Source organism: Mesorhizobium sp. Primo-A, from assembly GCF_003997175.1.
Classification (GTDB): domain Bacteria; phylum Pseudomonadota; class Alphaproteobacteria; order Rhizobiales; family Rhizobiaceae; genus Mesorhizobium; species Mesorhizobium ciceri.
In genome coordinates, this window is sequence record NZ_RZTG01000009.1 from 15871 (window position 1) to 42168 (window position 26298).

The following is a 26298-nucleotide window of genomic DNA, read 5'->3' on the forward strand; positions in this document are numbered from 1 at the left end:
TTGCGGCAACCACGGTGATCCATGGCTGAGCCCCCGCTGAAAGGCGTCCGCGTCGTCGAACTCGCCCGCATCCTTGCCGGGCCATGGGCCGGGCAGTTGCTTGCCGATCTCGGCGCCGATGTCATCAAGGTCGAGAGCCCCGATGGCGGCGACGACACCCGCAAATGGGGCCCGCCCTTCGTCATGGGCAAGGACGGCGAGAACCTGTCGGCCGCCTATTACCATTCCTGCAATCGCGGCAAGCGCTCCATCGCCATCGATTTCTCGACCCCGGAAGGCGCCGAGACGGTGCGCCGGCTGGTCGCCACTTCGGACGTGCTGATCGAGAACTTCAAGCTCGGCGGCCTGAAGAAATACGGCCTCGACTATGACAGCCTGCGCAAGATCAACCCGCGCCTCGTCTACTGCTCGATCACCGGTTTCGGCCAGGACGGTCCGTACGCACCGCGCGCCGGCTACGACTTCATCATCCAGGCCATGGCCGGCATGATGTCGATCACCGGCGAGGTCGGCCGCGAGCCGCAAAAGGCGGGCGTTGCCATCTCGGACATCTTCACCGGCCTTTATTCGGTCATCGCCATCCAGGCAGCACTGCGCCATGCCGAGCAGACCGGCGACGGTCAGCATGTCGACATGGCGCTTTTCGACACCCAGATCTCGGCGCTCGGCAACCAGAATTTGAACTATCTCGTCTCCGGCAAATCGCCGGTGCAGATGGGCAATGCGCATATGAACATCGCCCCCTACGAGGTGGTGCCGGTCCGGGATGGGCACATCATCCTGGCGGTGGGCAATGACGGCCAGTTCGCCAAATTCTGCGCTGCCGTCGGGCTGGACGACCTGCCTGCCAATCCCGACTTCGCCACCAATCCCGCCCGGGTCGCCAACCGGGCCAAGTTGCGCGAACGCATGGTCGAGGCGCTGAAGGTTTTTGACCGCGATCCGCTGCTGGCAAAGCTCGAAGCGGCCAGCGTGCCGGCGAGCCCGATCAACACGATCGGCCAGATGTTCGCCGACCCGCAGACGATCGCGCGCGGCATGCGGCTCGACCTGGACGACGGCCATGGCAATCTTCTGCCTTCGGTGCGCGCGCCGATGGTGATGTCGGGCACGCCGCTGGTCTATGAGCGCCCCTCGCCGCGCCTGGGCGAGCACACCCAAGAAATCCTTGCCGAACTGGAGAAGTCTGGACAATGAAGACTGGCGGACAACTCATCGTCGACGCTCTCGAAGCCAACGGCACCGACCGCATCTACTGCGTGCCCGGTGAATCCTATCTGGCGGTGCTCGACGCGCTGCACGATTCAGCGATCCGCACCATCGTCTGCCGCCAGGAAGGCGGTGCCGCCATGATGGCCGATTGCCACGGCCGCCTGACCGGCAAGCCCGGCATCTGCTTCGTCACCCGCGGCCCCGGCGCCACCAATGCCTCGGCCGGCATCCACATCGCCATGCAGGATTCGATACCCGTCATCCTGTTCATCGGCCAGGTCGCCGGCCACGCCAAAGAGCGCGAGGCTTTCCAGGAGGTGGATTACAAGAGGTTCTTCGGCGACATCGCCAAATGGGTAGTCGAGATCGACGACGCCTCGCGCATCCCAGAATTCGTCACCCGCGCCTTCGCCGTGGCGACATCGGGCCGTCCCGGCCCAGTGGTGATCTCGCTGCCCGAAGACATGCTGACCAGTGTCGTTGAAGCGCCCGTCGCCTTGCCGCACACACCGGTCGAAACGCGGCCCGGGGAAGCCGAACTCGATGCGCTTGAGAAATTGCTGGCCAAGTCCAAGCGGCCTTTCGTCATCCTTGGCGGCACGCGCTGGGACGCCGAGGCGGTTGCACAAATGCGCGCGATCGCCGAGGCCTGGTCGCTGCCGGTCGGCTGTTCCTTCCGCCGCCAGATGCTGTTCGATCATCTGCATCCGAACTATGCCGGCGATGTCGGCATAGGCATCAACCCGAAGCTGGCCACAGCGATCAAGCAGGCCGACCTCGTGCTGCTGATCGGCGGCCGCATGGGCGAAATGCCCTCCTCGGACTACACGCTGCTGAAAAGCCCCTACCCGGCCCAGACACTGGTCCATGTCCATGCCGATTCCGGCGAGCTCGGCCGCGTTTACAGGCCGGCATTGGCTATCAACGCCTCGCCGTCCGCCTTCGTCGACGCTTTCGCCAAACGCAAGCCGGCCTCCGCACCCGTCTGGGCAGCCGAGACGCCAAAGCTGCATGCCGCCTATCTCGACTGGTCGACACCACCCGAAAGCGGCCCCGGCCCGGTCCAGATGGGCCCGATCATGAACTATCTCGAAAAGATGCTGCCCGACGACGCCATCCTCACCAACGGCGCCGGCAATTATGCCACCTGGGTGCATCGTTTCCATCGCTTCCGCCGCTTCGCCACTCAAGGTGCGCCGACGTCAGGCTCGATGGGCTATGGCACGCCTGCGGCAGTCGCCGCCAAAGAGCTGTTTCCAGAGCGCACCGTGGTCGCTTTCGCCGGCGACGGCTGCTTCCTGATGAACGGGCAGGAATTCGCCACTGCCGTGCAATACGACCTGCCGATCGTCGTCGTCGTCGTCAACAACGGCATCTACGGCACCATCCGCATGCATCAGGAGCGCGAATATCCCGGCCGCGTGGTGGCCACCGACCTCAAGAACCCCGATTTCGCGGCTCTCGCCCGCGCCTATGGCGGCCATGGCGAAACGGTTGAGAAGACGGCGGACTTCGCCCCGGCCTTCGAACGCGCCCGCGCCAGCGGCAAGCCGGCGATCGTCGAGATCAGGCTCGACCCCGAAGCGATCACCCCGACCCGGACGATGACCCAGATCCGCGACAAGGTTTGAGGGCCGACCGGGGCAAGTCGAGTTCCTTCACGCCCCCTCTGCCCTGCCGGGCATCTCCCCCTCAAGGGGGGAGATTGGCAGTTTCGTCGTCTCGCCCTTCTTCCAACACTGGCGATTGGCGAAACCCGAAGTACATTCGATCTCCCCCCTTGAGGGGGAGATGTCCGGCAGGACAGAGGGGGGCGCTGTCCTGCCAACCTTCAACGGTCAGCTACTTCGCCTTCTCGATCTGGCCGCGGACCTCCCCATTCGGGTTCGCTTTGGTGTGGACGTTGACGTAATACTTGCCGGCCTCAAGGTCAGCCGCCTGGGCATCAGTGAGCGTCTCCGACCCCTTGATCGGGCTCTTGAGTTTTTTGAACGGGATGACAGGGTCGGCGTTTTCACCCATCGCCGCAGGGCCATGGATATGCGCGGCCGTCGCCGGTCCGCTGAGGCCGGAATATTTGACGTTCCAGTTGAGCTTCTTCTTGGTCGTGTCGAAGGTGAAAGTGGCTGTGCCCTTACCCTTCGTGGTGACGGGCGGGCTCTGCTGGCTGCCGTCTAGTGTCGCCTTGAACTTTTCCATGGCTGCCAGGGCGGGCGATGCGAACAGGAAAGCGGTCGAAATGGCCAGCGCCGACAGCGCCGGTAAGAAGGATTGGGTGCGCATGAAGAACCTCCGATTGACTGTGCACGCGTCGCGGCTCCCCGGCGCGCGCATGCGCCAACGGAACGGCCTGGCGGCACAATGTATCCAACCACACGTTTTTGTGATGACGTATAGAGATCCTAGGGCCGTCCTGTCCGGCTTCAGCGATAGCGGTCAGACCGCCGCCAGCGCCTGCGTCAGGTCGGCGATCAGATCGTCCGGATGCTCGACGCCGATCGACAGCCTGACCGTGGTCTCCAGCACGCCGATGCGCTGGCGCACCTCGAAGGGAATGCCCGAATGGGTCATGGCCGCGGGGTGACTGGCCAGCGATTCCGTTCCGCCGAGGCTCACCGCCAGCTTGAAGATCTGCAATCCGTTGAGGAAGGCGAAAGCCGCCTTCTCCCCGCCCTTGATGTCGAAGGAGAAGGTTGATCCGGCGCCGCTGCATTGCGCCCTGTAGGCGCGGCCGGCCGGCGTATTCTCGCCCAGAAACGGCAGGTAGTGCACCTTGTCGACCTTGGCGTGGTCGCGCAGGAATTCGGCGATCAGGCGAGCATTGTCGTTGGCCCGCTCCATGCGGATCGACAGCGTCTCCAGCGAGCGGCCGAGCATCCAGCAGGAATGCGGGTCGAGCTGCGTGCCGATCGCGCCGCGCAGCGCCTTGATCGGCTTGGTGATAGCCTTGCTGCCCATGGCGGCACCCGCGATCAGGTCGGAATGGCCGCCGACATATTTGGTCAGCGAATAAACCGACACGTCGGCACCATGTTCGATCGGCCGCTGGAACACCGGACCCAGCAATGTGTTGTCGCACACGATGATCGGCGTTGACCCTTGGCTCGCGCCGATCTCGTCGGCGATCTTGCGCATCAGCGCGAGGTCGACCAGGCTGTTGGTCGGGTTTGACGGCGTCTCGATCAGGATGACCGACACGCGGCCTTTCGCGACGGCCGCGTCGGCGGCCGTGCGCACCGCCGGCTCGTCCACGCCATCCGCGAAACCGACAGCACCGATGCCGAAACCGGAGAGCGTGCGCGTCAAAAGCGTCTCCGTGCCGCCGTAGAGTGGCTGCGAATGCAGGATGACGTCGCCCGGACGGGCATAGGCGAGCAGCGTCGTGGCGATCGCCGACATGCCCGATGAAAACAGGATGCAGGCATCCGTCCCCTCATAGATCGCCAGCCGGTCCTCGACGATCTCGCTGTTGGGATGATTGAAGCGCGAATAGACCAGGCCGGAGGCGGTGCCGCTCGGCGGCTCCTTCCTGCCGGAGGTGTAGTCGAAGAAGTCGCGTCCCTCCTCCGCCGACTTGAACACGAAGGTCGAGGTCAGGAACACCGGCGGCTTGACGGCGCCCTCCGAAAGCTGCGGATCGAAGCCATAGCTCAGCATCAGCGTCTCCGGGTGGAGCTTGTGGTTGCCGATATGGGTTTTCGACGGGCGTGGCGCGGTCATGGCTTTTCCTGCCTGTTCGACTGAAATAGTGAACGGCAATTTATGCGATCTCGTTCCGCCAGTCCTTGCTATTTTTGGGCTCACATGGCTGCATCCCCGCAACAAATTGCCTGGAGAGACCGAAAGTGCAGCAGAAGATAGCCGACGATTTCGACCTGAAAATCCTGCGTGAGCTGCGGGCCGACGCCCGCATCACCAACAACGAGCTTGCCGAGCGCATCGGCCTGTCGCCGTCGCCCTGCCTGAGGCGGGTGCGGCGGCTGGAGGAGACCGGGGTCATCAGAGGCTACACCACGCTGGTCGATCCCTCAGCCTTCGGCTGGAGCATGGTCGCCATCGCCACCATCCGGCTCAGCCGCCAGAACGAAGACGAGATCGTGATGTTCGAGGACGCGATCCGCGGCTGGGAAGAGGTGCTGGAATGCCACCTCGTCACCGGTTCGCGCGACTATGTGCTGAAAGTGGTGACGGGAAGCCTCGAACAATACGAGCGCTTCATCAAGGAAAAGATCGCGCGGCTGAAATGCGTCGCCTCGATCGAGACCAGCTTCGTCATGAACACCATAAAGGAACGGCGCCTCTGACATTTCTGCCGGAGGCGCCGCTTTCTGGATAGATGTGTTGCCGGCTAGGCTTACTTGACCGCTTTGTCGGTGATGGCGGTGGTGTAGGCGCCGGTCGGCTCCTTGGTGATGATCTTCTGGTCGAGCAGCGCCTTGGCGGTGCGCTCGTAGGTCGCCGGGTCAAGCTTGCCGTCGGCATTGTCGATCAGCTTGGCGACTTCGCTCATCATGCGCTTCTGGTGGTTCTCGTCCTGGCCGCCGCCGTCCATGACGATGCCTGCGGCTTCGTCATTGTTGTCGATGGCATATTTCCAGCCCTTCATCGAGGCGCGCACGAAACGCACCATCTTGTCTTCGAAGGCCGGATCCTTGAGCTTGTCTTCGGACGCATAGAGCCCGTCCTCGAGCAGGTCGTTGCCCATGGCCGAGTAGTTGAACACGGTCAGCTGTTCCGGCTTGTAGCCGGCGTCGATCAGTTGCCAGTATTCGTTGTAGGTCATGACCGAGATGCAGTCCGCCTGCTTCTGGATCAGCGGCTGCACGTCAAAACTCTGCTTGAGCACCGTGACGCCGTCCGGGCCGCCCTCGGTCTTCAGGCCGAGCTTGTTCATCCAGGCGTAGAACGGATACTCGTTGCCGAAGAACCAGACGCCGAGCGTGTGACCTTTGAAGTCGGCTTCGGTCTTGATCGGGCCGTCCTTCGGGCAGACCAGCTCCATGCCGGCCTTCTTGAACGGCTGGGCGATGTTGACCAGCGGCACGCCCTTTTCGCGGGCAGCCAGCGCACCGCCCATCCAGTCGACGATAACGTCGGCACCACCGCCGGCGATCACCTGCTCGGGCGCGATATCGGGACCGCCCGGCTTGATGTCGACGTCGAGACCCTCGGCCTCATAGAAACCCTTGGCCTTGGCGACATAGTAGCCGGCAAACTGGGCCTGCGTGACCCATTTCAGCTGCAACGTCACCTTGTCGGCGGCCATTGCCTGGAAAGCGGCAAGCGACATCGCGCCAGCCAGAACGGGAATAATCAGTCTTTTCATTTTGTTACCCTCTGAAGTTAGTGCCCTAAACCCACCGCCCCTATCCACCACGGACAGAGGGATGCCAAAACGTGACGGCTCTTTCGACAAGAGCGACCACGCCATAAAAGACCGAACCCGCAAGTGCTGCAACTGCGATTTCGGCCCAGACCATGTCGATGTTCATCCGCCCGACCTCGGTCGAGATGCGGAAGCCCATGCCGACGACAGGCGTGCCGAAGAACTCGGCAACGATGGCGCCGATCAGCGCCAGCGTCGAGTTGATCTTCAGCGCGTTGAAGATGAAGGGAGCGGCTGCCGGCAGCCGAAGCTTCAAGAGCGTCGGCCAGTAGCCCGACGCGTAGGTGCGCATCAGGTCGCGCTCCATATGGCCGGAGGCGGCCAGACCGGCGACCGTGTTCACCAGCATCGGGAAGAAGGTCATGATGATGACCACCGCCGCCTTGGACTGCCAGTCGAAGCCGAACCACATCACCATGATCGGCGCGACGCCGATGATCGGCAGCGCCGAGACCATGTTGCCGATCGGCAACAGGCCGCGTCGCAGGAACGGCACACGGTCTGCGAGCACCGCGGTGATGAAGCCGGCGCCGCTGCCCACGACATAGCCGAAGATGACCGCCTTGAAGATGGTCTGGCGGACATCGGCGCCGAGCACCGGCAGCGAACCGGCGATGCGCGCGCCGATGGCACTTGGCGGCGGCAGCAGGATGAAGGGTATGCCGGCCCCACGCGTCACCGCTTCCCAGATGATCAGGATCCAGGCGCCGAAGATGGCTGGGATGATCAGGCCCAGCGCGGTGCGAGCCCATTTGGCGAACGGACGCAATGATGACAGCACCGCCACGCAGCGCCAGCCAAGCAGCCATGCGGCGGTGAGAAGCAGGAAGTACGGCGTCCGCGCCAGGCCTTCGAAACCGGTGATGCCGCCAATCAGCAGCCAGGCGGCCAGATGCGCGCCGATGAAAAGCACAACGGCTTCGACGATGGACGGTATTCTGGTCACCGAGATCAAAGCGGCGACAAGCAGCACGCCGAAAATCAGCCAGGTCGTCGCCACATAGGGGTATATCAACGTCCCTGCAGGCTGCGCCAGTGCATCGACTTTCGGCGCGGCGATCGGGCCGAGCGCCACTGCGATCAGGCACAGCACGATCGCCAGCACTGCCTGCCAGGAGGGTTTCAGCCAGTTCATGCCGGCCTCCCGCCCATAGCGCGGTCGACGAGGCGCCCGGCAATGCCGACCACCATGACCAGAAGGGCTGCCACCACCGAACCGGCGACCAGCGCCGACCAGATGTCGATGGACTGGCTATAATAGGCGCCGGCGAGCAGCTTGGCGCCGATGCCGGCGACAGCGCCTGTCGGCAGTTCGCCGACGATGGCGCCGACCAGGCTTGCCGCCACCGCCACCTTCATCGAGGTGAACAGGAACGGCACCGAAGCAGGCACGCGCAACATCCAGAAGGTCTGCGCGCGACTGGCATTGTAGGTGTGCATCAGGTCGAGATGCATGATCTCGGGCGAGCGCAGCCCCTTCACCATGCCGACAGTCACCGGGAAGAACGACAGATAGGTCGAAATCATCGCCTTCGGGACGAGCCCGCTGATGCCGATCGCCCCCAGCACGACGATGATCATCGGCGCCACAGCCAGGATGGGAATGGTCTGCGAGGCGATGATCCACGGCATCAGGCTGCGGTCGAGCGTCGCCACATGGACAATGCCGACGGCGATGATGATGCCGAGCGCCGTGCCGAAAGCGAAGCCGAGCAGCGTCGACGAAAGCGTCACCCAGGCATTGTAGACCAGGCTGCGGTTGGAGGTGATGGGCCGCAGGAAGGTGTTCTCGAAGAAATTCACCGCCACCTGGTGCGGCGCCGGCAATGTCGGCTTCGGCTGCGACAGCGTCTTGCCGATGAGTTGGCTGAACGTGGATGTTTCACCCGCGCGACGATCGAGATCGCGCTGGAACGGCGTGTTGAGGATGACGGCGAAGACATACCAGAGCGCGATCACGCCAACGAGGATGGAGGTGACGGGAACGAGCTTGTCGCGGAAGGTGTCCATCTAGCGGGCCTCAGCCGACTGGCGCCCTCCTCTCCCCAACGGGGAGAGGGTGGCCGGAGCGAAGCGGAGGTCGGGTGAGGGGGTGGAAATCTTTCCGTCAAGGCAAGCCAAGATCGTATCCAGGACCGCTCGACGTTCGGCCAAAACCTCATGATTCCAGAACCGGAGAGCCGAATAACCTTGTCCGTTCAGCCAAGCTGTCCTGGAAGGGTCGGTTGGAGAATCTGCGTGCTGACTACCATCAAGTTCGACAATCAGGCTTACCTCGCGACAAACAAAATCCGCGATGAACGGTCCAAGCGGCACTTGCCTCACAAATTTGTAGCCATTGAGATGACGGTCTCTCAGCTCCCCCCAAAGCCTGTATTCAGCCTCGGTCTCGTCAACCCGCAGCTTTCGGGCGCGAGCGGTTGCCCCGACCTTTCTCTTGGTCGGATCCGTCGGCGCCGCCCCCTCACCCGACCTCCGCTTCGCTCCGGCCACCCTCTCCCCGTTGGGGAGAGGAGGAAGCTCATCCTGCCCCTCAATCATCATAGCTGTGCCCCGCGCGCAGCCCGTCCCGCACCCGCGCTGCGATCGCCAGAAACTCCGGCGTCTCGCGGATGTCGAGCGGCCGCTCTCTCGGCAGCGTCGATTCGATGATGTCGCTGACACGGCCCGGGCGCGGCGACATGACGACGATGCGCGTCGACAGATAGACGGCCTCCGGAATGGAGTGGGTGACGAAGCAGATGGTCTTGTTGGTGCGTCCCCACAATTCCAGCAGCTGCTCGTTGAGATGGTCGCGCACGATCTCGTCCAGCGCGCCGAACGGCTCGTCCATCAGCAGCAGGTCGGCGTCGAAGGCCAGCGCACGGGCAATCGAGGCGCGCTGCTGCATGCCGCCCGAGAGCTGCCAGGGATATTTCTTCTCGAATCCAGAGAGGTTGACGAGGCCGAGCGTGCGCTTGATCCGCTCGCCTTGCTCCGCCCTGGATAGGCCCATGATCTCCAGCGGCAGCCCCACATTGCGCTCGATGGTCCGCCACGGAAACAGCGCCGCCGCCTGAAAGACATAGCCATAGGCGCGTTTCTCGCGCGCCTGCTCTGCTGTCATGCCATTGACGGAAATCGCCCCCGAGGTCGGCTTCTCCAGATCGGCGATGACGCGCAGCAGCGTGGTCTTGCCGCAGCCCGAAGGCCCGATGAAGGAGACGAACTCGCCCTTGCCGATGGTGAGATCGACATTGGACAGCGCCTGCACCGGCCCGTCATTGGTCTGGAAAGTCAGCCCGAGTTTGCTTGCCGCGACGACGGCTGGCGAATTCCCCGTCATCGGTTGCCGCCTGCCTGTTTCCGTTCCCGCGGCGGCTGGAATCCGATTGCTTTTATCGCGATGTTGTTTTCCACTTGCCCTGTCCCATTTGGCCCTGTCCCTCTGACCTTGTCCCACGCGATCGACGCCCGGAGTTTCCCCGATGTCGCCTAAACCCACTTGTCATCTTATCCGCCCTGAAAGCACTTATGAAGGCAAGCAGGGGCTGACCTATTTCGCCGGCATTGCCGCCGAGACCGTCGGTGCCTCCGGCATCTGCATGCACATGCTCACCATGCCGCCCGGCGCCCGCGCCAAGGCGCATATGCACGAGAGCCACGAGACGGCGATCTATGTGCTCTCCGGCGAAGTTCACACCTGGTATGGCGACCGGCTCGAGCATCATATCGTCGTCAAGGCCGGTGATCTCTTCTACATCCCCGCCGGCGTGCCGCATCTGCCGGCCAACCTGAGCGGCGCCCCGTCCTCTGCCGTCATTGCGCGCACCGATCCCAACGAACAGGAGAGCGTCGTCCTGCTGCCGGAACTGGATGCGCTGGTCGCCGGAAGCTGACTTCGCCGGGCTAGGCGCCCGTCGGCCAATTGCTAGAGGTTTGCGCCCGCCAGCTTCGGCAATCATCGGCACCGAGACACTTCCCCATAGACGGTGCCGTCCGCATCCGCGATCACCAGTTTCTTGGCGTTCTTGGTGCTGTGCTTGATGATGAAGGTGGCGGGCGACTTGCCCTCTTCGCCTTCGGCCTCGCACTCCGCCTTCACCACAAGCGAGCCGTCGGCCTGGACCCTCTTGCCGGTGAAGGTGCAAGCGCTCGTCGCCGTGATGAAGTCGGTGTTGGTTAGAAGCAGCATGTCCTCGGCGTAGACTTCCTGGCCGTTCTTGTTGATGCAGCCGGACTTGTTGCCATAAGGTTTGGCTAGGTCGATGCCGGCCGCCGACACTTGGCTGGCCACCAGAACCAAAACTGCCGCGAAAAGAAGTCCCCCGCGCCGCACCTCAAACCCCGGTCGCCGGGATGCCGGTGCGTTCCACCTTGCGCGGCGCGGAGATTTCCTTCCACGTCGACAGCGCCCGGTTGACGGCCGCATTCGGCTCGCGGCCGACGAATTCACCATGGCCGGGCTTGGTCTTGACCTCGGACTCCTGGATCGACAGTTCGCCCCGCGAGAACACGAACCGCGGCAGGCCGGTCACCTCGAAACCCTCGAAGACATTGTAGTCGATCACCGATTGCTGCTTCTTGGACGAAATTGTCTTCTTGCGCTTGGGATCCCAGACGACGATGTCGGCGTCGGCACCCTCTACGATGGCGCCCTTCTTCGGATACATGTTGAGGATCTTGGCGATGTTGGTCGAGGTCACCGCGACGAACTCGTTCATCGTCAGCCGGCCGGTGTTGACGCCTGTGGTCCACAGCACCGGCATGCGGTCTTCAAGCCCGCCGGTGCCGTTCGGGATCTTGGTGAAATCGCCGACGCCGTTGCGCTTCTGTTTGGTGGTGAAAGCGCAATGATCGGTCGCCACCACCTGCAGCGAACCCGCCTGCAGGCCGGCCCACAGCGAGTCCTGGTGCGATTTGTTGCGGAAGGGCGGACTCATCACGCGGCGTGCCGCATGGTCCCAGTCCTTGTCGAAATACTCGCTCTCGTCCAGCGTCAGGTGCTGGATCAGCGGCTCGCCGAACACCCGCATGCCCTTCTGGCGCGCCCGGCGGATCGCCTCGTGGCTCTGCTCGCAGGAGACATGCACGACATAGAGCGGCACGCCGGCCATGTCGGCGATCATGATGGCGCGGTTGGTCGCCTCGCCTTCCACTTCGGGCGGCCGCGAATAGGCGTGGCCCTCGGGGCCGTTGTTGCCGGCAGCCAGCAGCTTCTGCGACAGTGCCGCCACCACGTCGCCATTCTCGGCATGAACGAGCGGCAGCGCGCCGAGATCGGCGCAGCGCTGGAACGACGCATACATCTCGTCGTCGTCGACCATCAGCGCGCCCTTGTAGGCCATGAAATGCTTGAACGAGGTGATGCCCTTGTCGACGACCGTGGCCATCTCGTCGAACACCTGCTTGCCCCACCAGGTGATCGCCATGTGGAAGGAGTAGTCGCACGACGCCTTCGAGGTCTTGTTGTCCCACATCTGCAAGGCTTCGAGCAGCGACTGCTGCGGCGCCGGCAGGCAGAAATCGACCACCATCGTCGTGCCGCCGGAGAGCGCCGCGCGCGTGCCGGATTCGAAATCATCGGCCGAATAGGTGCCCATGAACGGCATTTCGAGATGGGTGTGCGGGTCGATGCCGCCCGGCATGATGTAGCAGCCGGTGGCGTCGAACTCATGGTCGCCATGCAGGCCCGAACCGATGGCGACGATCTTGCCGTGCTGCATCAGCACATCGGCCTTCCAGGTGCGGTCGGCGGTGACGATGGTGCCGTTTCGGATGACTTTGGTCATTGACTGTTCCCTTGTTCTCTTCGCGCTTCTTTACGAGCGTCGTTTGGAAGGTGGATTCTAAGCTCACTCCACGATGACAGCCGTCTCCACCACCGCGTGGAACAAGACATCGGCACCCGCCGAAGCCCATTCCTTGGTGATCTCTTCGGCCTCGTTGTGGCTGAGGCCATCGACGCAAGGGCACATCACCATGGCGGTGGGCGCGACGCGGTTGATCCAGCAGGCGTCGTGGCCGGCACCGGAAACGATGTTGCGATGGGAATAGCCAAGGCGGTCGGCGGCATCGCGGATCGCCTTGACGCAGCCGGCATCGAAAGTCACCGGATCGAAAGCGCCGACCTGTTCGATCTCGCAGCGGATGTCGAGTGCATCGCAGATCGTGTCGATGCCTTCGCGGATGCGGCCATCCATCGCGTCCAGCACTTCCTTTTCCGGCGAGCGGATATCGACGGTGAAGACGGTGCGCCCGGCGATGATGTTGCGCGAATTGGGATAGACCTCCATGTGGCCGACCGCGCCGACGGCATCGGGCTGGTAGTCCATGGCGATCTCGTGCACCAGTTCGATCACCCGCGCCATGCCGAGCCCGGCATTGCGGCGCTTGGGCATCGGCGTCGAGCCGGTATGGGCTTCCTTGCCGGTCAGCGTCACCTGCAGCCATTTAAGGCCCTGGCCATGGGTGACGACACCGATGTCGATATCTTCGTCCTCGAGGATCGGACCCTGTTCGATATGCAGTTCGAAGAAGGCATGGATCTTGCGGTCGCCGACCTTCTCGGGGCCTTTCCAGCCGATGCGCTCCAGTTCCTCGCCGAATTTCTTGCCCTGCTTGTCGACATGCCCGTACACATCGGCCTGGTCGAGCACGCCGGCGAACACGCCGGACGCCATCATAGCCGGCGCGAAGCGCGAGCCCTCCTCGTTCGTCCAGTTGGTGACGACGATTGGATGTTTGGTCTTGATGCCGAGATCGTTGAGCGAGCGCACCACTTCAAGCCCGCCCAGTACGCCGAGCACGCCGTCATACTTGCCGCCGGTCGGCTGCGTATCGAGATGGCTGCCGACATAGACCGGCGGCAGGCTGGGATCGGTGCCTTCGCGGCGGGCAAACATCGTGCCCATTTCATCGACGCCCATTTCGAGCCCGGCCGCATCGCACCAGCGCTTGAACAGATGCCGCCCTTCGCCGTCTTCGTCGGTCACGGTCTGGCGATTGTTGCCGCCGGCAATGCCGGGGCCAATCTTCGCCATCTCCATGATGGAATCCCACAAACGGTTTGAATTGATTCGCAGATTCTCGCCGGGTGCGGCCATCTCGAGTTCCCATCTACACCAGGGGTCTTGTCGCCCCTTGAGTGATTTACAGCTTGACCGTATGGTCAGCTTTTAAACTACACAACCTGACCAAGCGGTCAACTAGAATCTTGGGGTAGACATGGCAGAACCCACCCGCCCCATGCGGCGACAGGAGATCCGCCGAGAGAATGAAAAAACCATTCTCGTCGCTGCAGAGAAGGTGTTTGCGGAGGCAGGGTTTGGCGGCGCCACGATGCAGTTGATTGCGGATCTGGCCGGACTGCCGAAGGCAAATCTCCACTACTATTTCGCCACCAAGGAAGAGCTTTACCGGTCGGTCGTTCAAAACATCTTTGAAATCTGGCTACAGGCGGCCAATTGCTTCGACGCGGCGCGCGGGCCCATAGACGGCATCAGTGCCTATATCGACGCCAAGATGGAAATATCACGCCGCCATCCCGACGGCTCGAAGGTCTGGGCCTCCGAAGTGATGCACGGGGCGCCGGTGCTTCAGGACTATATGGAATCGACGCTGCGCGAATGGACCGACGGCCGCGTCGAGATCATCAGGCGCTGGATCGAGGAAGCCAAGATGGACCCGGTGGATCCGCGTCATCTGCTCTATATGCTTTGGGCTACGACCCAGCACTACGCCGATTTCGGCCATCAGATCGAGACACTCAATGGCGGAAAACCTCTGTCCGACCGGCAATGGCGGGAAGCCAAGGAAAATATCAAGCGGGTGATCCTGACCGGGATCGGTGCGTTGCCCGCCTGACTGTAATGGTTCGTTGCAAGCAAAAGGTCAGGTCGGCGCGCTGCCGCGCCGACCTCAACCGACCGCGTCAGTCCGTCAATCGATTGACCTCAGCACATCTCGAACATGGTCGATCAATTCGTTGATCTGGCCCTTGGTGATGATCAGCGGCGGCGAGAGCGCGATGATGTCGCCGGTGGTGCGGATCAGCGCGCCGCGCTCGAACGCCTTGACGAAGGCCGAGAAGGCCCGTTTGGTCGGCTGGCCGGCGATCGGCGCCAGCTCGATCGCACCGATCAGGCCGATGTTCCTGATATCGATGACGTTCGGCTCGCCTTTCAGCGAATGCAGCGCGTCTTCCCAGTACGGCGCCAGCTCCTCGCCACGGGTCAGCAAGCCCTCTTCCTTGTAGGTGTCAAGCGTGCCGAGTGCGGCCGCGCAGGCGATGGGGTTGCCCGAATAGGTGTAGCCGTGGAAGAACTCGATCATGTGCTCGGGGCCGGTCATGAAGGCGTCGTGGATCTCCTTCTTCACAAACACCGCGCCCATCGGGATGACGCCGTTGGAGACGCCCTTGGCGGTGGTCATGATGTCGGGCGTGACACCGAAATAGTCGGCGGCGAACGGTGTGCCGAGACGGCCGAAACCGGTGATGACCTCATCGAAGATCAACAGGATGCCGTGCTTGGTGCAGATCTCGCGCAGCTTCTCCAGATAACCCTTCGGCGGCAGGATGACGCCGGTGGAGCCGGCGACCGGCTCGACGATGACGGCGGCGATGGTCGAAGCGTCGTGCAGGGCGACGATACGCTCCAGCTCGTTGGCGAGTTCCGCGCCATACTCCGGCACACCCTTGGTGAAGGCGTTCTTTTCCGGCAGATGCGTGTGCGGCATATGGTCGACGCCGCCGAGCAGCGTGCCGAACATCTTGCGGTTGGTGACGATGCCGCCGACCGAGATGCCGCCGAAATTGACGCCGTGATAGCCGCGCTCGCGGCCGATCAACCGGGTGCGCGAGCCCTCGCCCTTCACACGGTGATAGGCGATCGCCATTTTGAGCGCGGTCTCGACCGATTCCGAGCCGGAATTGGTGAAGAAGACATGGTCCATGCCCTTGGGCGCCAGGTCGACCAGGCGGTTGGCCAGTTCGAACACGATCGGATGGCCCATCTGGAAGGCCGGCGCATAATCGAGTTCGGCAGCCTGGTGCTGGATCGCCTCGGTGATCTTCGGACGGCAGTGGCCGGCATTGACGCACCACAGGCCGGCGGTGCCGTCGAGCACCTTGCGGCCGTCGCTGGTTGTGTAATGCATGTCCTTGGCGGACACCATCATGCGCGGCGCCTGCTTGAACTGCCGGTTTGCCGTGAACGGCATCCAGAATGCACTGAGATCGTTCGGCGTGACTTTCAGCCGGTTGGACATGACCAGGACTTCCCCTTGTAAACTGTTTCGCTGCGCCCAACGCTTGGTCTTTGCCGCGTTTTCATGCTACGCAAATTTTTGACCGATTGGACAAACGTTAGCACCGCCCTGTAGGCGGTCAAGGATTACTAGCGGAAATGCGGCACCTGAAGTGCGTTCCACAGGCTAGGGAAAAACTGGTCCAGAGAATTGGTCCAGATGAGCCTCAACACGAGGGCTTGCAACGGTGACCATCGGCACGGATGCCCCTCGCCGCACCCGCATCCAGCAGGAAAAGCGCGAACTCATCCTGGAGGCGGCGCTTGAGGTCTTCTCCACCAACGGCTTTCGCGGCTCGACCATCGACCAGATCGCCGAAGCTGCCGGCATGTCGAAACCGAACCTGCTCTATTATTTCCGGCGCAAGGAAGACATCCACGAAACGCTGATGCAGCGCCTGCTCGACACCTGGCTGGCGCCACTGCGCGAACTCGACGACATTGGCGATCCCCTAACCGAACTGCGCAGCTACATCAGGCGCAAGCTGGAGATGGCGCGCGATTTTCCGCGCGAGAGCCGGCTGTTCGCCAACGAGATCCTGCAAGGCGCGCCGCGCATCATGCCGCTGCTGGCGGGCGAACTGAAAACGCTGGTCGACGAGAAGGCCGCCGTCATCAAGGGCTGGATGCGCGCCGGCAAGATCGCCAAGACCGACCCGTGGCACCTGATCTTCTCGATCTGGGCGACGACGCAGCATTATGCCGATTTCGACGTCCAGGTCCGCGCCGTGCTCGGACCGAACCGTGGCGGCGACGGCCGCTTCGAGGATGCGGCAAGATTTCTCGAGCAGTTGTTCCTCGATGGGCTGAAGCCGAAGGGCTAAATGGTTTCGTCATTCTAGGGCGAAGCAAGGAGCGAAGCGACGCGGCGCAGACCCTACAATCCATGCCGCGACTTCAACGCGCCGCAAAGGTCCAAATTCTGCTCCGTAGTACTCTTCGGCAAACGTCCCGGCATGGATCCTCGGGTCTCCGCGTCCGCTTCGCCCGTGGATGACGAAGCCGAGGGGGACGCCAGCCAACCTCAGGCGCTGCGCCGCTCGGCCGGCAGCGCGTCCAGCAATGCCTGCAGCTTGGCGATCGAATTCTGCTCGGCTAACGGCGTGTAGACGATCAGCTTCATGTCCGAGCCGTCGCCGATCGACAGGCTCATATGCTCGAAGGTCATGGCGCCCGCGCTCGGGTGCCGGACATGTTTCACCCCCGACAACCGATGCGCGACGTCGCGCTGCGGCCACCAGGCACGAAATTCGGGGCTCGAACGGGTCATCAACTCGATCAGCCGCTCGAAATCCGGATCGCCGACATAGCGGGCGCTCGTGGCCCGGAACGAGGCCAGCACGGTGCGCGCCAGTTGCTCCCAGTCGACCAGCAGGTGCCGGTGATGCGGGCTCGTGAACACCATGTGGACGATGTTGCGGGCGTCACCCTCCAGCAGGCCATAATCGCCGAACACCGCCACCGCCGCCGGGTTCCAGGCCAGCACGTCCCAGCGCCGCCCGACGACATAGGCCGGCTGCAGCACCAGGCTCTGCAGCATGTGCAGCAACGGGCCATCGACCTTTTCCGGCGCTACGGCACGGCGCTCCGGCTGCTGGCGGTCGGCAAGGATGAACAGATGCTGTTTTTCGGCGGCGTCGAGGCGCAGTGCTTCGGCGAGCGCCGTCAGCACCTCGACCGAGGGCCTGACCTCCCGCCCCTGCTCCAGCCATGTGTACCAAGTCGTGCCGACACCGGCGATCATCGCCACCTCCTCGCGGCGCAAGCCCGGCGTACGTCGCCTGAGACCGATGGCGATGCCTGCGGCCGAGGGCGTCAGCCTTTCGCGGCGCGAGCGCAGGAAGGCGCCGAGTTCGCGCCGGCGGCTGTCTTCAGCCGAACGTGTGGGGGCCGCGTGAGGTTGGGACTCCATGCGCGTATTATAGCAGTATTGATACCAGGATAAAGTTTGAACTGTTTGGCCAGCGCCAACTGCCCCATCTTCCGTTCAGAGCAACAGAACGGAGGCTCTGAACATGGAACTCAAAGACAAGACGATCCTCATCACCGGCTCGACAGACGGCGTCGGCCGCGTTGTCGCGCAACGGCTCGGCGCCGCGGGCGCCCGTGTGCTGGTGCACGGCCGCGATGCAACGCGCGGCAAGGCTGTTGTCACCGAGATCGAAGCCGCCGGCGGCAAGGCCGAGCTTCTGGTCGCCGACCTCTCTTCGCTGGCCGAGGTGCGCCACCTCGCCGAGGCGGTGCGCGCCCGGACGAACCGGCTGGACATCCTCATCAACAATGCCGGCATCGGCACAGCGGGCCAAGGTGCCAAAAGGCAGGTGAGTGCCGACGGCTATGAACTGCGCTTCGCGGTCAACTATCTCGCCGGTTTCCTGCTGACATCGGAGCTCCTGCCATTGCTGAAGGCCAGTGCGCCGGCGCGCATCGTCAATGTCGCCTCTGCGGGGCAGCAGGCGATCGACTTCAGCGATGTCATGCTGACCCGCTCCTATGACGGGGTGCGCACTTATTGCCAGAGCAAGCTGGCGCAGATTCTGTTCACCGTCGATTTGGCCGAACAGTTGAAAGGCACCGGCGTCACCGTCAACGCATTGCATCCGGCGAGCTACATGAACACAACCATGGTCCGGCAGGCCGGGGTGACGCCGTGGAGTTCGGTCGAGACCGGTGCCGACGCCATCCTCAATCTCGCCACCTCACCCACGCTCAACGGGAAAAGCGGCCTCTATTTCGACGGCCTGCGGGAATCCCGCGCCGATGCTCAGGCCTACGACGCCAAGGCAAGGCAACAGCTGAGAAGCTTGAGCCTCGACCTCATCGGCCCGGCCTCCCCCACATCGAAGGAACAGCATTGATGACCAAGGCAATCCAACACACCGTCATCATCGGTGGCTCGTCCGGCATCGGGCTGGCGACGGCGCGCAAACTGCTTGGCCCGGACATGAAGGTAACCATCACCGGCCGCAACGAGGACAAGCTGAAGAGCGCTTGGAAGAGCCTTGGCGGTGCTGCCGAGAAGGCCGCTTTCGACGCGTCGAAGCCGGATGAGGTCCGTCAATTCTTCGAGCGCCTCGGCCCCTTTGATCACTTGGTGCTGGCGGCCAGCGGCGGCAAGGGCCTCGGCCCGTTCCCGGCGCTTGACCTGAGTGACATCGGCAGTGGCGTGGAGGAAAAGGTCCGCCCGCAGCTGTCCTGCCTGCAGGCCGCCTTGCCGACACTCAACAAGGCCGGATCGGTCACCTTCATCTCGGCGGTGTCGGCGCAGCTCGCAACGCCCGGCGTCGCCGGTATCGCCGCCATCAACGGCATGCTGTTGACCGTGGTGCCGATCCTGGCGATGGAGTTGAAACCGCTGCGCGTCAATGTCGTGGCGCCAGGCGTCATCGACACGCCCTGGTGGGACTTTCTGGCCGAGGAGCAGAGGCAGGCGCTGTTTGCCGACTATGCCGGCAGGACCCCGGTCGGCCGCATCGGTCGCGCCGAAGACGTCGCCGCGGCAATAGCCTTCCTCGTCTCCAACGGCTTCATGACCGGTCAGGTGCTGACCTGCGACGGCGGACTGCGATTTGCGGCCTAGCGTTCCTCGGGCGCCGACAGGCTTTCACCCTCAATTGGCTCTCTTTGGATCACCCCGCACGCTCTTTTCGCCGGGGCTGTCACCGCCCGGTCTCACCGCATCTGAAGCGGTCTTTTCCGGAACATAGGAATAATCAGGCGTATCAGCCCCATACATCTTGTTATCGATCGCCTCTTGCCAGCTGAAATCCGCGTCGGACGGTGAAACGTCGGCAATGTCATGGCGGGAGGAGCGAGAGTGCAGCCAGTTCGGGGTGATCTCTCGGACCAATTGTGCGAAGCGTCCCATCGAAACCGTTCCTTTCCTTGCCCTTTCCAGGAGGCGCGATCGCGGTTGCGTCGGCTGGATCTAAAGTTGACCTCTCAGCCAGGCCAGCGTCTCGACAACGTCGGCAAGCCCGTACCGCGCTGCGGTGTGCGCTGGTGGTTTGACGCGTATCGATATGCCGCCGGCATCATTGACGGCCTCAAAACCGTTTTCATCCGACGTGTCGTCGCCCAGGAAGACCGGGCGACGGCCCGTGAATGGCGCAATTTCCATGAAACGCCGGATCGCGGCGCCCTTGGCGGCCTCGAGCGGCAGCAGTTCAACACCGGCATTGCCGGGAACCACCCGGTAGCCCTTTGGCAGCGTGGCCAGCGCCTGCTCGACAAGCTGCGTCGCGCGCGGAAGCAGATGCGGGGCGGCGCGCGTGTGGATGGCCAGCACCCGTCCTTTGCGCTCGATATAGGCGCCACGACCGAGCTCGGCCTCGATCTCGTCGGCAAGCGCAGAAATATCCGCCGGCTCATCCGCGACTTCGACGTCGTCGTTCGGTAGGAGCCGATGTTCCAGGCCATAGAGCCCGGCGGCGCGCAGCTTCAAAGGCTGAAACAGATGATCGACAGCCGCGACGGAACGGCCTGTTATGAAGGCCAATGCCCCGTTCAGCTTGCGATCCAGGCCTTGCAGCAAGGAGCGGAGCTCGTCGCTGACCGAGACGGCGTCCGGGTGTTCGGCATGTTCCAGCAGGGTGCCGTCGATGTCGAGGAACAACGCCCATTCGCCGGTCAGCACAGTGTGCGGTTTCTCCATGACGGCCTGCGGCTTGTGCAGGGTCTCGCCAACAATATTTTGCAGCGCATCGCTCATGACATCGCCACCCGTCTGCGCTCAAAAATGGAGACGACATTGTCGACGCTGGGCGGCGGGTCGCTGACGGCACCGGTCACCCGATCGAGGTCCCCGCGCTTGCGCAAACGTGCCGCATCCAGAAGCATGCTGCCGGCCCAGCGATAGACATTGTTGTTGCGGATTGTCTCGCGCATGGGGCGCATGCGCTCGCGCTGTTCTTCGGGCGACATGGTCAGTGCCTGCAACAGCGCTCCGCTCATCATGGCGGCATCGTAAGGGTTGACGATAAGCGCCTCCAGCAATTCACGCGAGGCGCCGGCGAATGTGCTGAGCATCAAAACGCCCTGCTCGTCGTCGCGCGCGGCGACGAATTCCTTTGCGACGAGGTTCATGCCGTCATGCAGGCTGGTGACCATGCATATGTCGGCGGCCCGATAGATCTCGTAGACCTGTTCTTGCGAGTGATGTTCGGCCACCATGATCACCGGCCTGTAGCCCTCGCTGCCATAACGCCGGTTGAGCTCTTCGGCATAACGGTGGCACTCGTCATGGAGCAGCTTGTAGGCAGGCAGCGTGCCGCGGCTGGGTGCCGCGATCTGCAGGAAGACCAGTTTTCCGATCCACTCAGGCTGTCGCTTGAACAATTCGTTCAAAGCGTGAAACCGATCGAGAATGCCCTTGGTATAATCGAGGCGCTCGACCCCGACGGCCAGCTTCACATCCGCTTTAAGGCCGAACCTCTCGCGCATGCGAGCGCGGCAATCGTCGACAGCGGGAAGTTTCGCCAGCAGGTCCGCCGGCCATTCTATCGAGATCGGATAGGCGTGCACCAATGTGGTCCGTCCGCCGTAGGAGATGGCCGCATCGGCCCGCTCGATGCGGCTTTCCAGGAAGCGATCGACGCTTTCGGTGAAATTGTTGGCATGGAACTGAGTGTGGAAGCCGATGATCGAGCTGCCGAGCAGGCCTTCGAGGATGCGTTCACGCCATGGGCAGATGCTGTACACTTCCGAATTTGGCCACGGGATGTGCCAGAAAGTGATGACGATCGCCTCCGGCAAGCGCTCGCGGATCATGCGCGGCAGCAGCGCGAAATGGTAATCCTGGACCAGCACGATCGGCCGCTCGTTGCGCGCCTCGGCAACCACCGTATCGGCAAACTTCCGGTTGACGGCTTCATAGGCAGCCCAGTCGGAGGCACGAAAAATCGGCCGGGTGAAGGCGATATGGCAAAGCGGCCAAAGGCCCTCATTGGCGAAACCGAGATAATAGCCCTGATGCTCTTCCTCCGTCAGCCAGACCCGGCGCAGCGTGTAGGACGGGTTGCCAGGCGGCACCTGCACGCGATCGTGGTCGTCGACGGTAAGGCGGTCCGCCGTTCCGCCGCCATAGGCGATCCAGGTGCCCGCACAGGCGCGGGTAATGGGCTCGAGCGCCGACACCAGCCCGCTGGCCGGGACGAGCAACTCGACGCCGTCGTCCTTCACATTGTGGATGTACGGCTCGCGATTGGACACCACGATAACCTGCGCATCGGGCAGATCGTCGGCCAGGATCTTGCGCAATGTTTCTGGCGACCAGGTCACCAGCGCGGCATCGGCCGATTGGCCGTTCTTTTCGAACTCCCGTATCACCTTGCGCGCGGCCTCCGCCGCCACATCTTCGCCTGCCGTATGTGGGACGGCAGGAGGATGACGGCGACGGTGCCGCGATATGGAGAGGAATACGGCAAGAGCGGAAAAACCGAGGCTCGCGAAAATCAGAACCCAGAGCAGGTCCGCACCGTAGTTTGTCATTGAACGTCAACTCACCCCGGCCGTCGGCGACCGTTTGTTCGTGTTTCCCGTTTGAAACGGTCCGCCGGCCACGTGGTCGGCGTTCGGACCAGTGTTTTTGCAACGCACAAGGCCTGGATCGGTTCCGCCAATTTTGTTCGGATCATGTTCTTACTATGAGCGGCACCAGCCCTTCATGGCGGTCGGCCAGGAAAGCGACGACCCGGTCGCCGACGCGCTGGAAGGTGAGATCGACGACCCGGTCGCCGACGCCCAGGTGCCGCAGTGTCAGCGTGTCGATGCCGATCGGCAGCCTGGGGCGGCCGACGCGAATCTCACCCTCCCAGCCGTCGATCTCCAGGCCAAGACAGGCCTGCATCAACATGAAAGCGGAGCCCGCCGACCACGCTTGCGGCAGGCAGGCGACGGGATAGGCGATGGGTGCTTCGCCCGGCGCACGTGTAAAACCGCAGAACAGTTCGGGCAGCCGCATGTTGAAATGGACCGCGGATTCGAACGTGCCGCTCATCAGGCGAACCACGCTTTCGCGCTCGCCATAGCGCGCCAGCCCGGCACCGCAAAGGGCGGTATCGTGCGGCCAGATCGAGCCATTGTGGTACGACATCGGATTGAAGAACACGGCATCGTCGGCGAGCGTCCGCAGTCCCCAGCCCGAATGGAAGGAGGCGGAAAGCAGCTGGTCAGCCACCATCTGGGCCCGCGCCGGCTCAGGCAATCCGACAAAGAGCAGATGCCCCGCATTCGAGGTCCGCACCTTGCAGGGCTCGCCGGCACCGTCGATTGCCAGCGCATAGAAGCCGAGATCGTCAAGCCAGAAATCCCGTTCCACGGCAACCCGCATCGCTTCGGCGCGATCATCCCAGTGGTCGGCCCTGTCGTTCTCGCCCCGGCGACGGGCAAGTGCCGCCAGCCCCCGGAAGGCGGCAAAGACGTAGCCCTGCACTTCGACAAGGGCGATCGGGCCCTTGGGAATGCGGCCATCGGCATGGAAGACCGAATCGAAACTGTCCTTCCATCCCTGGTTGGCGAGGCCGGACTCGGCCGCTCGCTGGTAAGTCACGAATCCGGTTTCCCGGCCCGCCTCCTCCGTCCATTCGGCCGCGGCGCACAGCGACGGCCACAGGCCGTCGATGAACGCCATGTCACCGGTACGATCGGCGTAGGCACAGGCAAGGTAGATGTAGAGCGGTGTCGTATCGACGCCACCGTAGTAGCGGCCAAAGGGAAGCTCCCGCAGCGCCACCATTTCGCCCTTGCGGGTCTCGTGCATGATCTTGCCCGGCTGCGAATCGCTGAACGGCGATGTCTCGGTCGCCTGATGCTGGGCCAGAAAGGCCAGCACGCCCCGCGCCAGGCCCGGATTGAGCCACAGCATCTGCAGCGCCGAGATGACGCCGTCGCGGCCGAACGCCGTCGAGAACCAGGGGATGCCGGCATAGGGATAGGGGCCGGTCGCCAGCTCGGTGGTCAGCAGCGCGACATCGGCGCGAGCGCGCTCGACCCAGTCGTTGAAGACACGGCCCGAGCTGCGCACCGTCGCGCCATGGCGACGTTTGGCCCGCATGCCAAAGCGGGCGCGGGCGGCAGCGGCGCGGAACCGGTCGCGGTCGGGCTTGTCGGCCACCTCGGGACCGACCTCGACATAAAGCACCTTCCTGCTGCGCTTGGTCACGGCGATCAGGAAATCGGCACGGTTGGCACTCAGTTGGTCCGGCGCCTGCGAGAACGATATCGCCGAGAGGCGGGCCAGGCCATCGAGCCCATCATAGCGCAGCAGGACCGACGTCGCGTTTGTTTCGGCGGCATGGGCCAGCCCGCGCTTCGGCCGTGTCGAGCCACGCACTTCGAACATGTCGCGGAAATCGGCGGAATAGTGCAGGGAAACGCTGATCGTCGAGTGTTCCCGGCTGTAATTGGAAAGGGTGATGCGTTCAAACAGCCTGTCCTGCCAAAGCAGTCTGACGCGTTCGATGTGAATGGCTCCCTGCGGGATGTCGCGTCCACCGGCGCTCTGTATCGGCAGATTGGTCAAATTGGTGGTGAACAGCACATTGTCCTGGCTGAGCGAGGCGCCGAGCAGAGATGTCTGCCTGCCGCCGACGGTCAGCCGGAACTCGGAAAGAACCCGCGTGTCGTCGCGAAAGAAACCGTCGCCGGCGCCACGTATGTCGCCATAGGCGTCGGCAACGGCGAAGCAATCGCCCTGCTTGAGCGCAAACAACCGATGCGGCTCGCGAGGGGCGGTGGCGTCGAGCGATGCAAGCGCAACCGCAGGATCGAGCTGGCGCTCATCGAGTTGGGCCATTCGTCAAAGATCCCTGTTGTTTCGTTGCCGTGGCTCGAGCACGTCGCTGCTCAAGACGCCTTCGCCGTGCTCGGGACGCCGATCAGGCCCGCATAGGCGGCCAGATAGTCGCCGGCCATTCTTCGGGCGGAGAACCGCTTTTCGAAAACGGCCCTCACCTTTCGCCTGTCGAGTTGCAGCAAGTCCGGCACCGCAGCGACCGCGCTATCCATTGTGTCAGCGATAAAACCGGTGACGCCTTGATCGATGATCTCCGGCAGCGCACCGCAACTCCAGCCGATGACCGGTGTGCCGCAGGCCATTGCCTCGATAGCGGCAAGGCCGAACGGCTCCGGCCAGTCGATCGGGAACAGCAGGCCTGCCGCCTTGCCGAGAAATTCCGCCTTCTGGTTTTCCTCGATCTCACCGACATAGACAACGCGATCGCCATCGATCAAAGGCTCGACCACCTCACGGAAATAGGCGCGATCGTCGTCGCCGATCTTTGCCGCGAGCTTGAGCTTGAGCCCCGAACGCAAGGCGATCTCGATGGCGCGATCCGGGCGCTTGTCGCGTGAGAACCGGCCGAGGAAGGCAAGGTAGGGTTCTTCGGCGGCCGTCTCGAACGTCGGCTCGTAGAGAGCAGTCGGCAATCCGTGATGGATCGTCGCCAACCAGTTGGCGTTGGCAAGGCCCGCCTTCTGGCTGTGCGAAATGGAAATCAGGGGAAAGCGCGGGAACCGTTCATAGGCCGGCGCCAGGTCGACATAATCCAGCCTGCCATGCGGCGTCGTCACCGTCCGCTCCGCAATATCCTCAAAGAAGGAAAAATGCAGGAAGTGGCTGAGGTGGAAGTGGATGACGTCGAACTCCGACGCCCGTTCCCTCACCTGCGCAAGCATCGAAAGATGCGCCGCGATCTCGGATTTGAGCGGACGCGGATCGAGGCGCAACGCGCGTTCCCGGCTGGGTACCAGCTTCGCGGAGGTCTGGCTGTCGCCACTGGCAAACAGCGTCACCTCATGACCCAGATCGACCAGCGCTTCGGTCAGATACGAGACGATGCGCTCGGTGCCGCCATAGAGCCTTGGCGGCACCGATTCATAAAGCGGCGCGACATGGGCGATTTTCATATTTCATCCTGGATGCTGGGCATGCAGGTGTGAAATGCGTCAACGGCTCGATTGGTTCCGATTTTATGGTCGAGCCGTCGGCACCAGAGGCCGCAGTCGGCATGGAACTGTGCGTCAAACGGATTGCGCGATCAGGGTCAGAAAGCCACCGCTCAGGGCAACATTCCCGACGAAGCCATTGATGCGGGACGCACGGTCCGGACCCTGATGGTCCCAGAAATTGTGGAACATCGGCGTGGCGACGATGAGGAACAGCAGCAGCACCGTGGCCGCGAGTGCCGTCCACAATCCTGCGATGACCAGCACACCGGCGGCGACCTGAAGCACGATACCAGTCCACAGTGCCAACCGCGCCTGCGGCACACCGCGCGCGGCCATCAGCTGGGTCAGGAAGGCCGCGTTCTGGATGTTGCGCAGGCCGGCGAAAACGAAGGCGCCGCCGAGCAGCAGGCGAGCGAGAAACAACAAGGTCGAAGGCAAATCCGCAGGCATCAAACTCTCCCCTTT

25 protein-coding genes and 1 pseudogene are annotated in these 26298 nt (G+C 63.1%); 8 read left to right on the forward strand and 18 right to left on the reverse strand.

Annotated elements, in window-relative coordinates:
• The first annotated feature begins 21 nt into the window (after positions 1-21).
• Entirely contained in the window at positions 22-1197 is a 1176-nt protein-coding gene (locus EOC83_RS17425) for a CaiB/BaiF CoA-transferase family protein (RefSeq protein WP_063168498.1), read from the forward strand.
• Positions 1194-2843, forward strand: a complete 1650-nt coding sequence (locus tag EOC83_RS17430; RefSeq protein ID WP_063168499.1) for a thiamine pyrophosphate-binding protein — start codon at positions 1194-1196, stop codon at positions 2841-2843. The genes EOC83_RS17425 and EOC83_RS17430 overlap by 4 nt, the downstream gene beginning before the upstream one ends.
• 211 nt (positions 2844-3054) lie before the next feature.
• Here EOC83_RS17430 and EOC83_RS17440 read toward each other — a convergent pair whose 3' ends face one another.
• Together EOC83_RS17440 and EOC83_RS17445 are read right to left on the reverse strand one after the other, a co-directional pair.
• The gene (locus EOC83_RS17440; protein WP_013530918.1) at positions 3055-3495 is read right to left on the reverse strand and encodes a CHRD domain-containing protein; all 441 of its coding nucleotides are present in this window, start codon (positions 3493-3495) and stop codon (positions 3055-3057) included.
• A gap of 153 nt (positions 3496-3648) precedes the next feature.
• Entirely contained in the window at positions 3649-4932 is a 1284-nt protein-coding gene (locus EOC83_RS17445; protein WP_063168500.1) for a cystathionine gamma-synthase family protein, read from the reverse strand.
• A 125-nt stretch (positions 4933-5057) separates the two neighbouring features.
• On the opposite strand from EOC83_RS17445, the gene EOC83_RS17450 reads away from it, so the two are divergent.
• Positions 5058-5516, forward strand: coding sequence for an Lrp/AsnC family transcriptional regulator (locus EOC83_RS17450; protein WP_024501498.1), 459 nt, complete (start codon positions 5058-5060; stop codon positions 5514-5516).
• A 50-nt stretch (positions 5517-5566) separates the two neighbouring features.
• Here EOC83_RS17450 and EOC83_RS17455 read toward each other — a convergent pair whose 3' ends face one another.
• The 5 genes and pseudogenes from EOC83_RS17455 to EOC83_RS17475 form a co-directional block, all read right to left on the reverse strand.
• Complete coding sequence (locus EOC83_RS17455) at positions 5567-6538, reverse strand: ABC transporter substrate-binding protein (RefSeq protein ID WP_013530916.1); 972 nt, start codon at positions 6536-6538, stop codon at positions 5567-5569.
• Positions 6539-6578: 40 nt separating this feature from the next.
• Positions 6579-7733, reverse strand: coding sequence for an ABC transporter permease (locus tag EOC83_RS17460; protein WP_063168501.1), 1155 nt, complete (start codon positions 7731-7733; stop codon positions 6579-6581).
• Positions 7730-8608, reverse strand: a complete 879-nt coding sequence (locus EOC83_RS17465; protein ID WP_063168502.1) for an ABC transporter permease — start codon at positions 8606-8608, stop codon at positions 7730-7732. The genes EOC83_RS17460 and EOC83_RS17465 overlap by 4 nt, the downstream gene beginning before the upstream one ends.
• A pseudogene (locus tag EOC83_RS17470) lies at positions 8609-9019 on the reverse strand (DUF559 domain-containing protein); the annotation flags it as partial.
• A gap of 112 nt (positions 9020-9131) precedes the next feature.
• Entirely contained in the window at positions 9132-9923 is a 792-nt protein-coding gene (locus EOC83_RS17475; protein ID WP_013530913.1) for an ABC transporter ATP-binding protein, read from the reverse strand.
• A 142-nt stretch (positions 9924-10065) separates the two neighbouring features.
• Here EOC83_RS17475 and EOC83_RS17480 point away from each other — a divergent pair, with 142 nt between their 5' ends.
• Positions 10066-10476, forward strand: a complete 411-nt coding sequence (locus tag EOC83_RS17480) for a cupin domain-containing protein (protein ID WP_013530912.1) — start codon at positions 10066-10068, stop codon at positions 10474-10476.
• Between the two features lie 62 nt (positions 10477-10538).
• On the opposite strand, the gene EOC83_RS17485 is transcribed toward EOC83_RS17480, so the two are convergent.
• From EOC83_RS17485 to EOC83_RS17495, 3 genes are all read right to left on the reverse strand, one after another.
• A complete protein-coding gene (locus EOC83_RS17485; RefSeq protein ID WP_244514313.1) occupies positions 10539-10874 on the reverse strand; it encodes a hypothetical protein in 336 nt (111 codons plus the stop codon).
• 43 nt (positions 10875-10917) lie between these two features.
• Positions 10918-12369, reverse strand: coding sequence for a dihydropyrimidinase (hydA, locus tag EOC83_RS17490; protein ID WP_063168503.1), 1452 nt, complete (start codon positions 12367-12369; stop codon positions 10918-10920).
• 63 nt (positions 12370-12432) lie between these two features.
• On the reverse strand, positions 12433-13683 hold the full coding sequence (locus tag EOC83_RS17495; protein WP_063168504.1) for a Zn-dependent hydrolase: 1251 nt from the start codon (positions 13681-13683) through the stop codon (positions 12433-12435).
• A gap of 121 nt (positions 13684-13804) precedes the next feature.
• Between EOC83_RS17495 and EOC83_RS17500 the strand changes: the two genes are divergently transcribed.
• Entirely contained in the window at positions 13805-14443 is a 639-nt protein-coding gene (locus EOC83_RS17500) for a TetR/AcrR family transcriptional regulator (RefSeq protein ID WP_013530908.1), read from the forward strand.
• Positions 14444-14518: 75 nt separating this feature from the next.
• Here the strand turns inward: EOC83_RS17500 and EOC83_RS17505 are convergent, their stop codons facing one another.
• A complete protein-coding gene (locus EOC83_RS17505; protein ID WP_013530907.1) occupies positions 14519-15847 on the reverse strand; it encodes an aspartate aminotransferase family protein in 1329 nt (442 codons plus the stop codon).
• A gap of 226 nt (positions 15848-16073) precedes the next feature.
• On the opposite strand from EOC83_RS17505, the gene EOC83_RS17510 reads away from it, so the two are divergent.
• Positions 16074-16709, forward strand: coding sequence for a TetR family transcriptional regulator C-terminal domain-containing protein (locus tag EOC83_RS17510; RefSeq protein WP_013530906.1), 636 nt, complete (start codon positions 16074-16076; stop codon positions 16707-16709).
• Positions 16710-16909: 200 nt separating this feature from the next.
• On the opposite strand, the gene EOC83_RS17515 is transcribed toward EOC83_RS17510, so the two are convergent.
• Positions 16910-17797 (reverse strand): helix-turn-helix transcriptional regulator, encoded by an 888-nt coding sequence (locus tag EOC83_RS17515; protein WP_063168505.1) that lies wholly within the window; start codon positions 17795-17797, stop codon positions 16910-16912.
• Between the two features lie 103 nt (positions 17798-17900).
• Between EOC83_RS17515 and EOC83_RS17520 the strand changes: the two genes are divergently transcribed.
• Positions 17901-18743 (forward strand): SDR family oxidoreductase, encoded by an 843-nt coding sequence (locus EOC83_RS17520; RefSeq protein ID WP_063168506.1) that lies wholly within the window; start codon positions 17901-17903, stop codon positions 18741-18743.
• Positions 18743-19465, forward strand: coding sequence for an SDR family oxidoreductase (locus tag EOC83_RS17525; RefSeq protein ID WP_013530903.1), 723 nt, complete (start codon positions 18743-18745; stop codon positions 19463-19465). Before EOC83_RS17520 ends, EOC83_RS17525 begins: the two co-directional genes overlap by 1 nt.
• A gap of 30 nt (positions 19466-19495) precedes the next feature.
• On the opposite strand, the gene EOC83_RS17530 is transcribed toward EOC83_RS17525, so the two are convergent.
• The 6 genes from EOC83_RS17530 to EOC83_RS17555 all read right to left on the reverse strand — a co-directional run bounded on the left by EOC83_RS17530 (position 19496) and on the right by EOC83_RS17555 (position 26283).
• The gene (locus tag EOC83_RS17530; RefSeq protein ID WP_063168507.1) at positions 19496-19753 is read right to left on the reverse strand and encodes a hypothetical protein; all 258 of its coding nucleotides are present in this window, start codon (positions 19751-19753) and stop codon (positions 19496-19498) included.
• 60 nt (positions 19754-19813) lie between these two features.
• Positions 19814-20539, reverse strand: a complete 726-nt coding sequence (gene otsB, locus EOC83_RS17535) for a trehalose-phosphatase (RefSeq protein ID WP_032898633.1) — start codon at positions 20537-20539, stop codon at positions 19814-19816.
• Positions 20540-20592: 53 nt separating this feature from the next.
• Entirely contained in the window at positions 20593-22374 is a 1782-nt protein-coding gene (locus EOC83_RS17540; protein WP_013530900.1) for a trehalose-6-phosphate synthase, read from the reverse strand.
• A 142-nt stretch (positions 22375-22516) separates the two neighbouring features.
• Positions 22517-24679 (reverse strand): amylo-alpha-1,6-glucosidase, encoded by a 2163-nt coding sequence (locus tag EOC83_RS17545; protein ID WP_027160673.1) that lies wholly within the window; start codon positions 24677-24679, stop codon positions 22517-22519.
• A 50-nt stretch (positions 24680-24729) separates the two neighbouring features.
• Positions 24730-25791 (reverse strand): glycosyltransferase family 4 protein, encoded by a 1062-nt coding sequence (locus EOC83_RS17550; protein ID WP_013530898.1) that lies wholly within the window; start codon positions 25789-25791, stop codon positions 24730-24732.
• A 114-nt stretch (positions 25792-25905) separates the two neighbouring features.
• Positions 25906-26283, reverse strand: coding sequence for a DoxX family protein (locus EOC83_RS17555; protein ID WP_013530897.1), 378 nt, complete (start codon positions 26281-26283; stop codon positions 25906-25908).
• Between the last annotated feature and the right edge of the window lie 15 nt (positions 26284-26298).

What these genes read in the sequence shown, in the direction of transcription:
- EOC83_RS17530 (WP_063168507.1), bottom strand. Translation starts at nt 19,753, where the DNA reads ATGGGACGCTTCGCACAATTGGTCCGAGAGATCACCCCGAACTGGCTG.
- otsB (WP_032898633.1), bottom strand. Translation starts at nt 20,539, where the DNA reads ATGGAGAAACCGCACACTGTGCTGACCGGCGAATGGGCGTTGTTCCTC.
- EOC83_RS17505 (WP_013530907.1), bottom strand. Translation starts at nt 15,847, where the DNA reads ATGTCCAACCGGCTGAAAGTCACGCCGAACGATCTCAGTGCATTCTGG.
- EOC83_RS17545 (WP_027160673.1), bottom strand. Translation starts at nt 24,679, where the DNA reads ATGGCCCAACTCGATGAGCGCCAGCTCGATCCTGCGGTTGCGCTTGCA.
- hydA (WP_063168503.1), bottom strand. Translation starts at nt 12,369, where the DNA reads ATGACCAAAGTCATCCGAAACGGCACCATCGTCACCGCCGACCGCACC.
- EOC83_RS17495 (WP_063168504.1), bottom strand. Translation starts at nt 13,683, where the DNA reads ATGGCCGCACCCGGCGAGAATCTGCGAATCAATTCAAACCGTTTGTGG.
- EOC83_RS17460 (WP_063168501.1), bottom strand. Translation starts at nt 7,733, where the DNA reads ATGAACTGGCTGAAACCCTCCTGGCAGGCAGTGCTGGCGATCGTGCTG.
- EOC83_RS17465 (WP_063168502.1), bottom strand. Translation starts at nt 8,608, where the DNA reads ATGGACACCTTCCGCGACAAGCTCGTTCCCGTCACCTCCATCCTCGTT.
- EOC83_RS17430 (WP_063168499.1), top strand. Translation starts at nt 1,194, where the DNA reads ATGAAGACTGGCGGACAACTCATCGTCGACGCTCTCGAAGCCAACGGC.
- EOC83_RS17440 (WP_013530918.1), bottom strand. Translation starts at nt 3,495, where the DNA reads ATGCGCACCCAATCCTTCTTACCGGCGCTGTCGGCGCTGGCCATTTCG.
- EOC83_RS17515 (WP_063168505.1), bottom strand. Translation starts at nt 17,797, where the DNA reads ATGGAGTCCCAACCTCACGCGGCCCCCACACGTTCGGCTGAAGACAGC.
- EOC83_RS17540 (WP_013530900.1), bottom strand. Translation starts at nt 22,374, where the DNA reads ATGACAAACTACGGTGCGGACCTGCTCTGGGTTCTGATTTTCGCGAGC.
- EOC83_RS17555 (WP_013530897.1), bottom strand. Translation starts at nt 26,283, where the DNA reads ATGCCTGCGGATTTGCCTTCGACCTTGTTGTTTCTCGCTCGCCTGCTG.
- EOC83_RS17500 (WP_013530908.1), top strand. Translation starts at nt 13,805, where the DNA reads ATGGCAGAACCCACCCGCCCCATGCGGCGACAGGAGATCCGCCGAGAG.
- EOC83_RS17480 (WP_013530912.1), top strand. Translation starts at nt 10,066, where the DNA reads ATGTCGCCTAAACCCACTTGTCATCTTATCCGCCCTGAAAGCACTTAT.
- EOC83_RS17475 (WP_013530913.1), bottom strand. Translation starts at nt 9,923, where the DNA reads ATGACGGGGAATTCGCCAGCCGTCGTCGCGGCAAGCAAACTCGGGCTG.
- EOC83_RS17525 (WP_013530903.1), top strand. Translation starts at nt 18,743, where the DNA reads ATGACCAAGGCAATCCAACACACCGTCATCATCGGTGGCTCGTCCGGC.
- EOC83_RS17445 (WP_063168500.1), bottom strand. Translation starts at nt 4,932, where the DNA reads ATGACCGCGCCACGCCCGTCGAAAACCCATATCGGCAACCACAAGCTC.
- EOC83_RS17425 (WP_063168498.1), top strand. Translation starts at nt 22, where the DNA reads ATGGCTGAGCCCCCGCTGAAAGGCGTCCGCGTCGTCGAACTCGCCCGC.
- EOC83_RS17550 (WP_013530898.1), bottom strand. Translation starts at nt 25,791, where the DNA reads ATGAAAATCGCCCATGTCGCGCCGCTTTATGAATCGGTGCCGCCAAGG.
- EOC83_RS17455 (WP_013530916.1), bottom strand. Translation starts at nt 6,538, where the DNA reads ATGAAAAGACTGATTATTCCCGTTCTGGCTGGCGCGATGTCGCTTGCC.
- EOC83_RS17520 (WP_063168506.1), top strand. Translation starts at nt 17,901, where the DNA reads ATGGAACTCAAAGACAAGACGATCCTCATCACCGGCTCGACAGACGGC.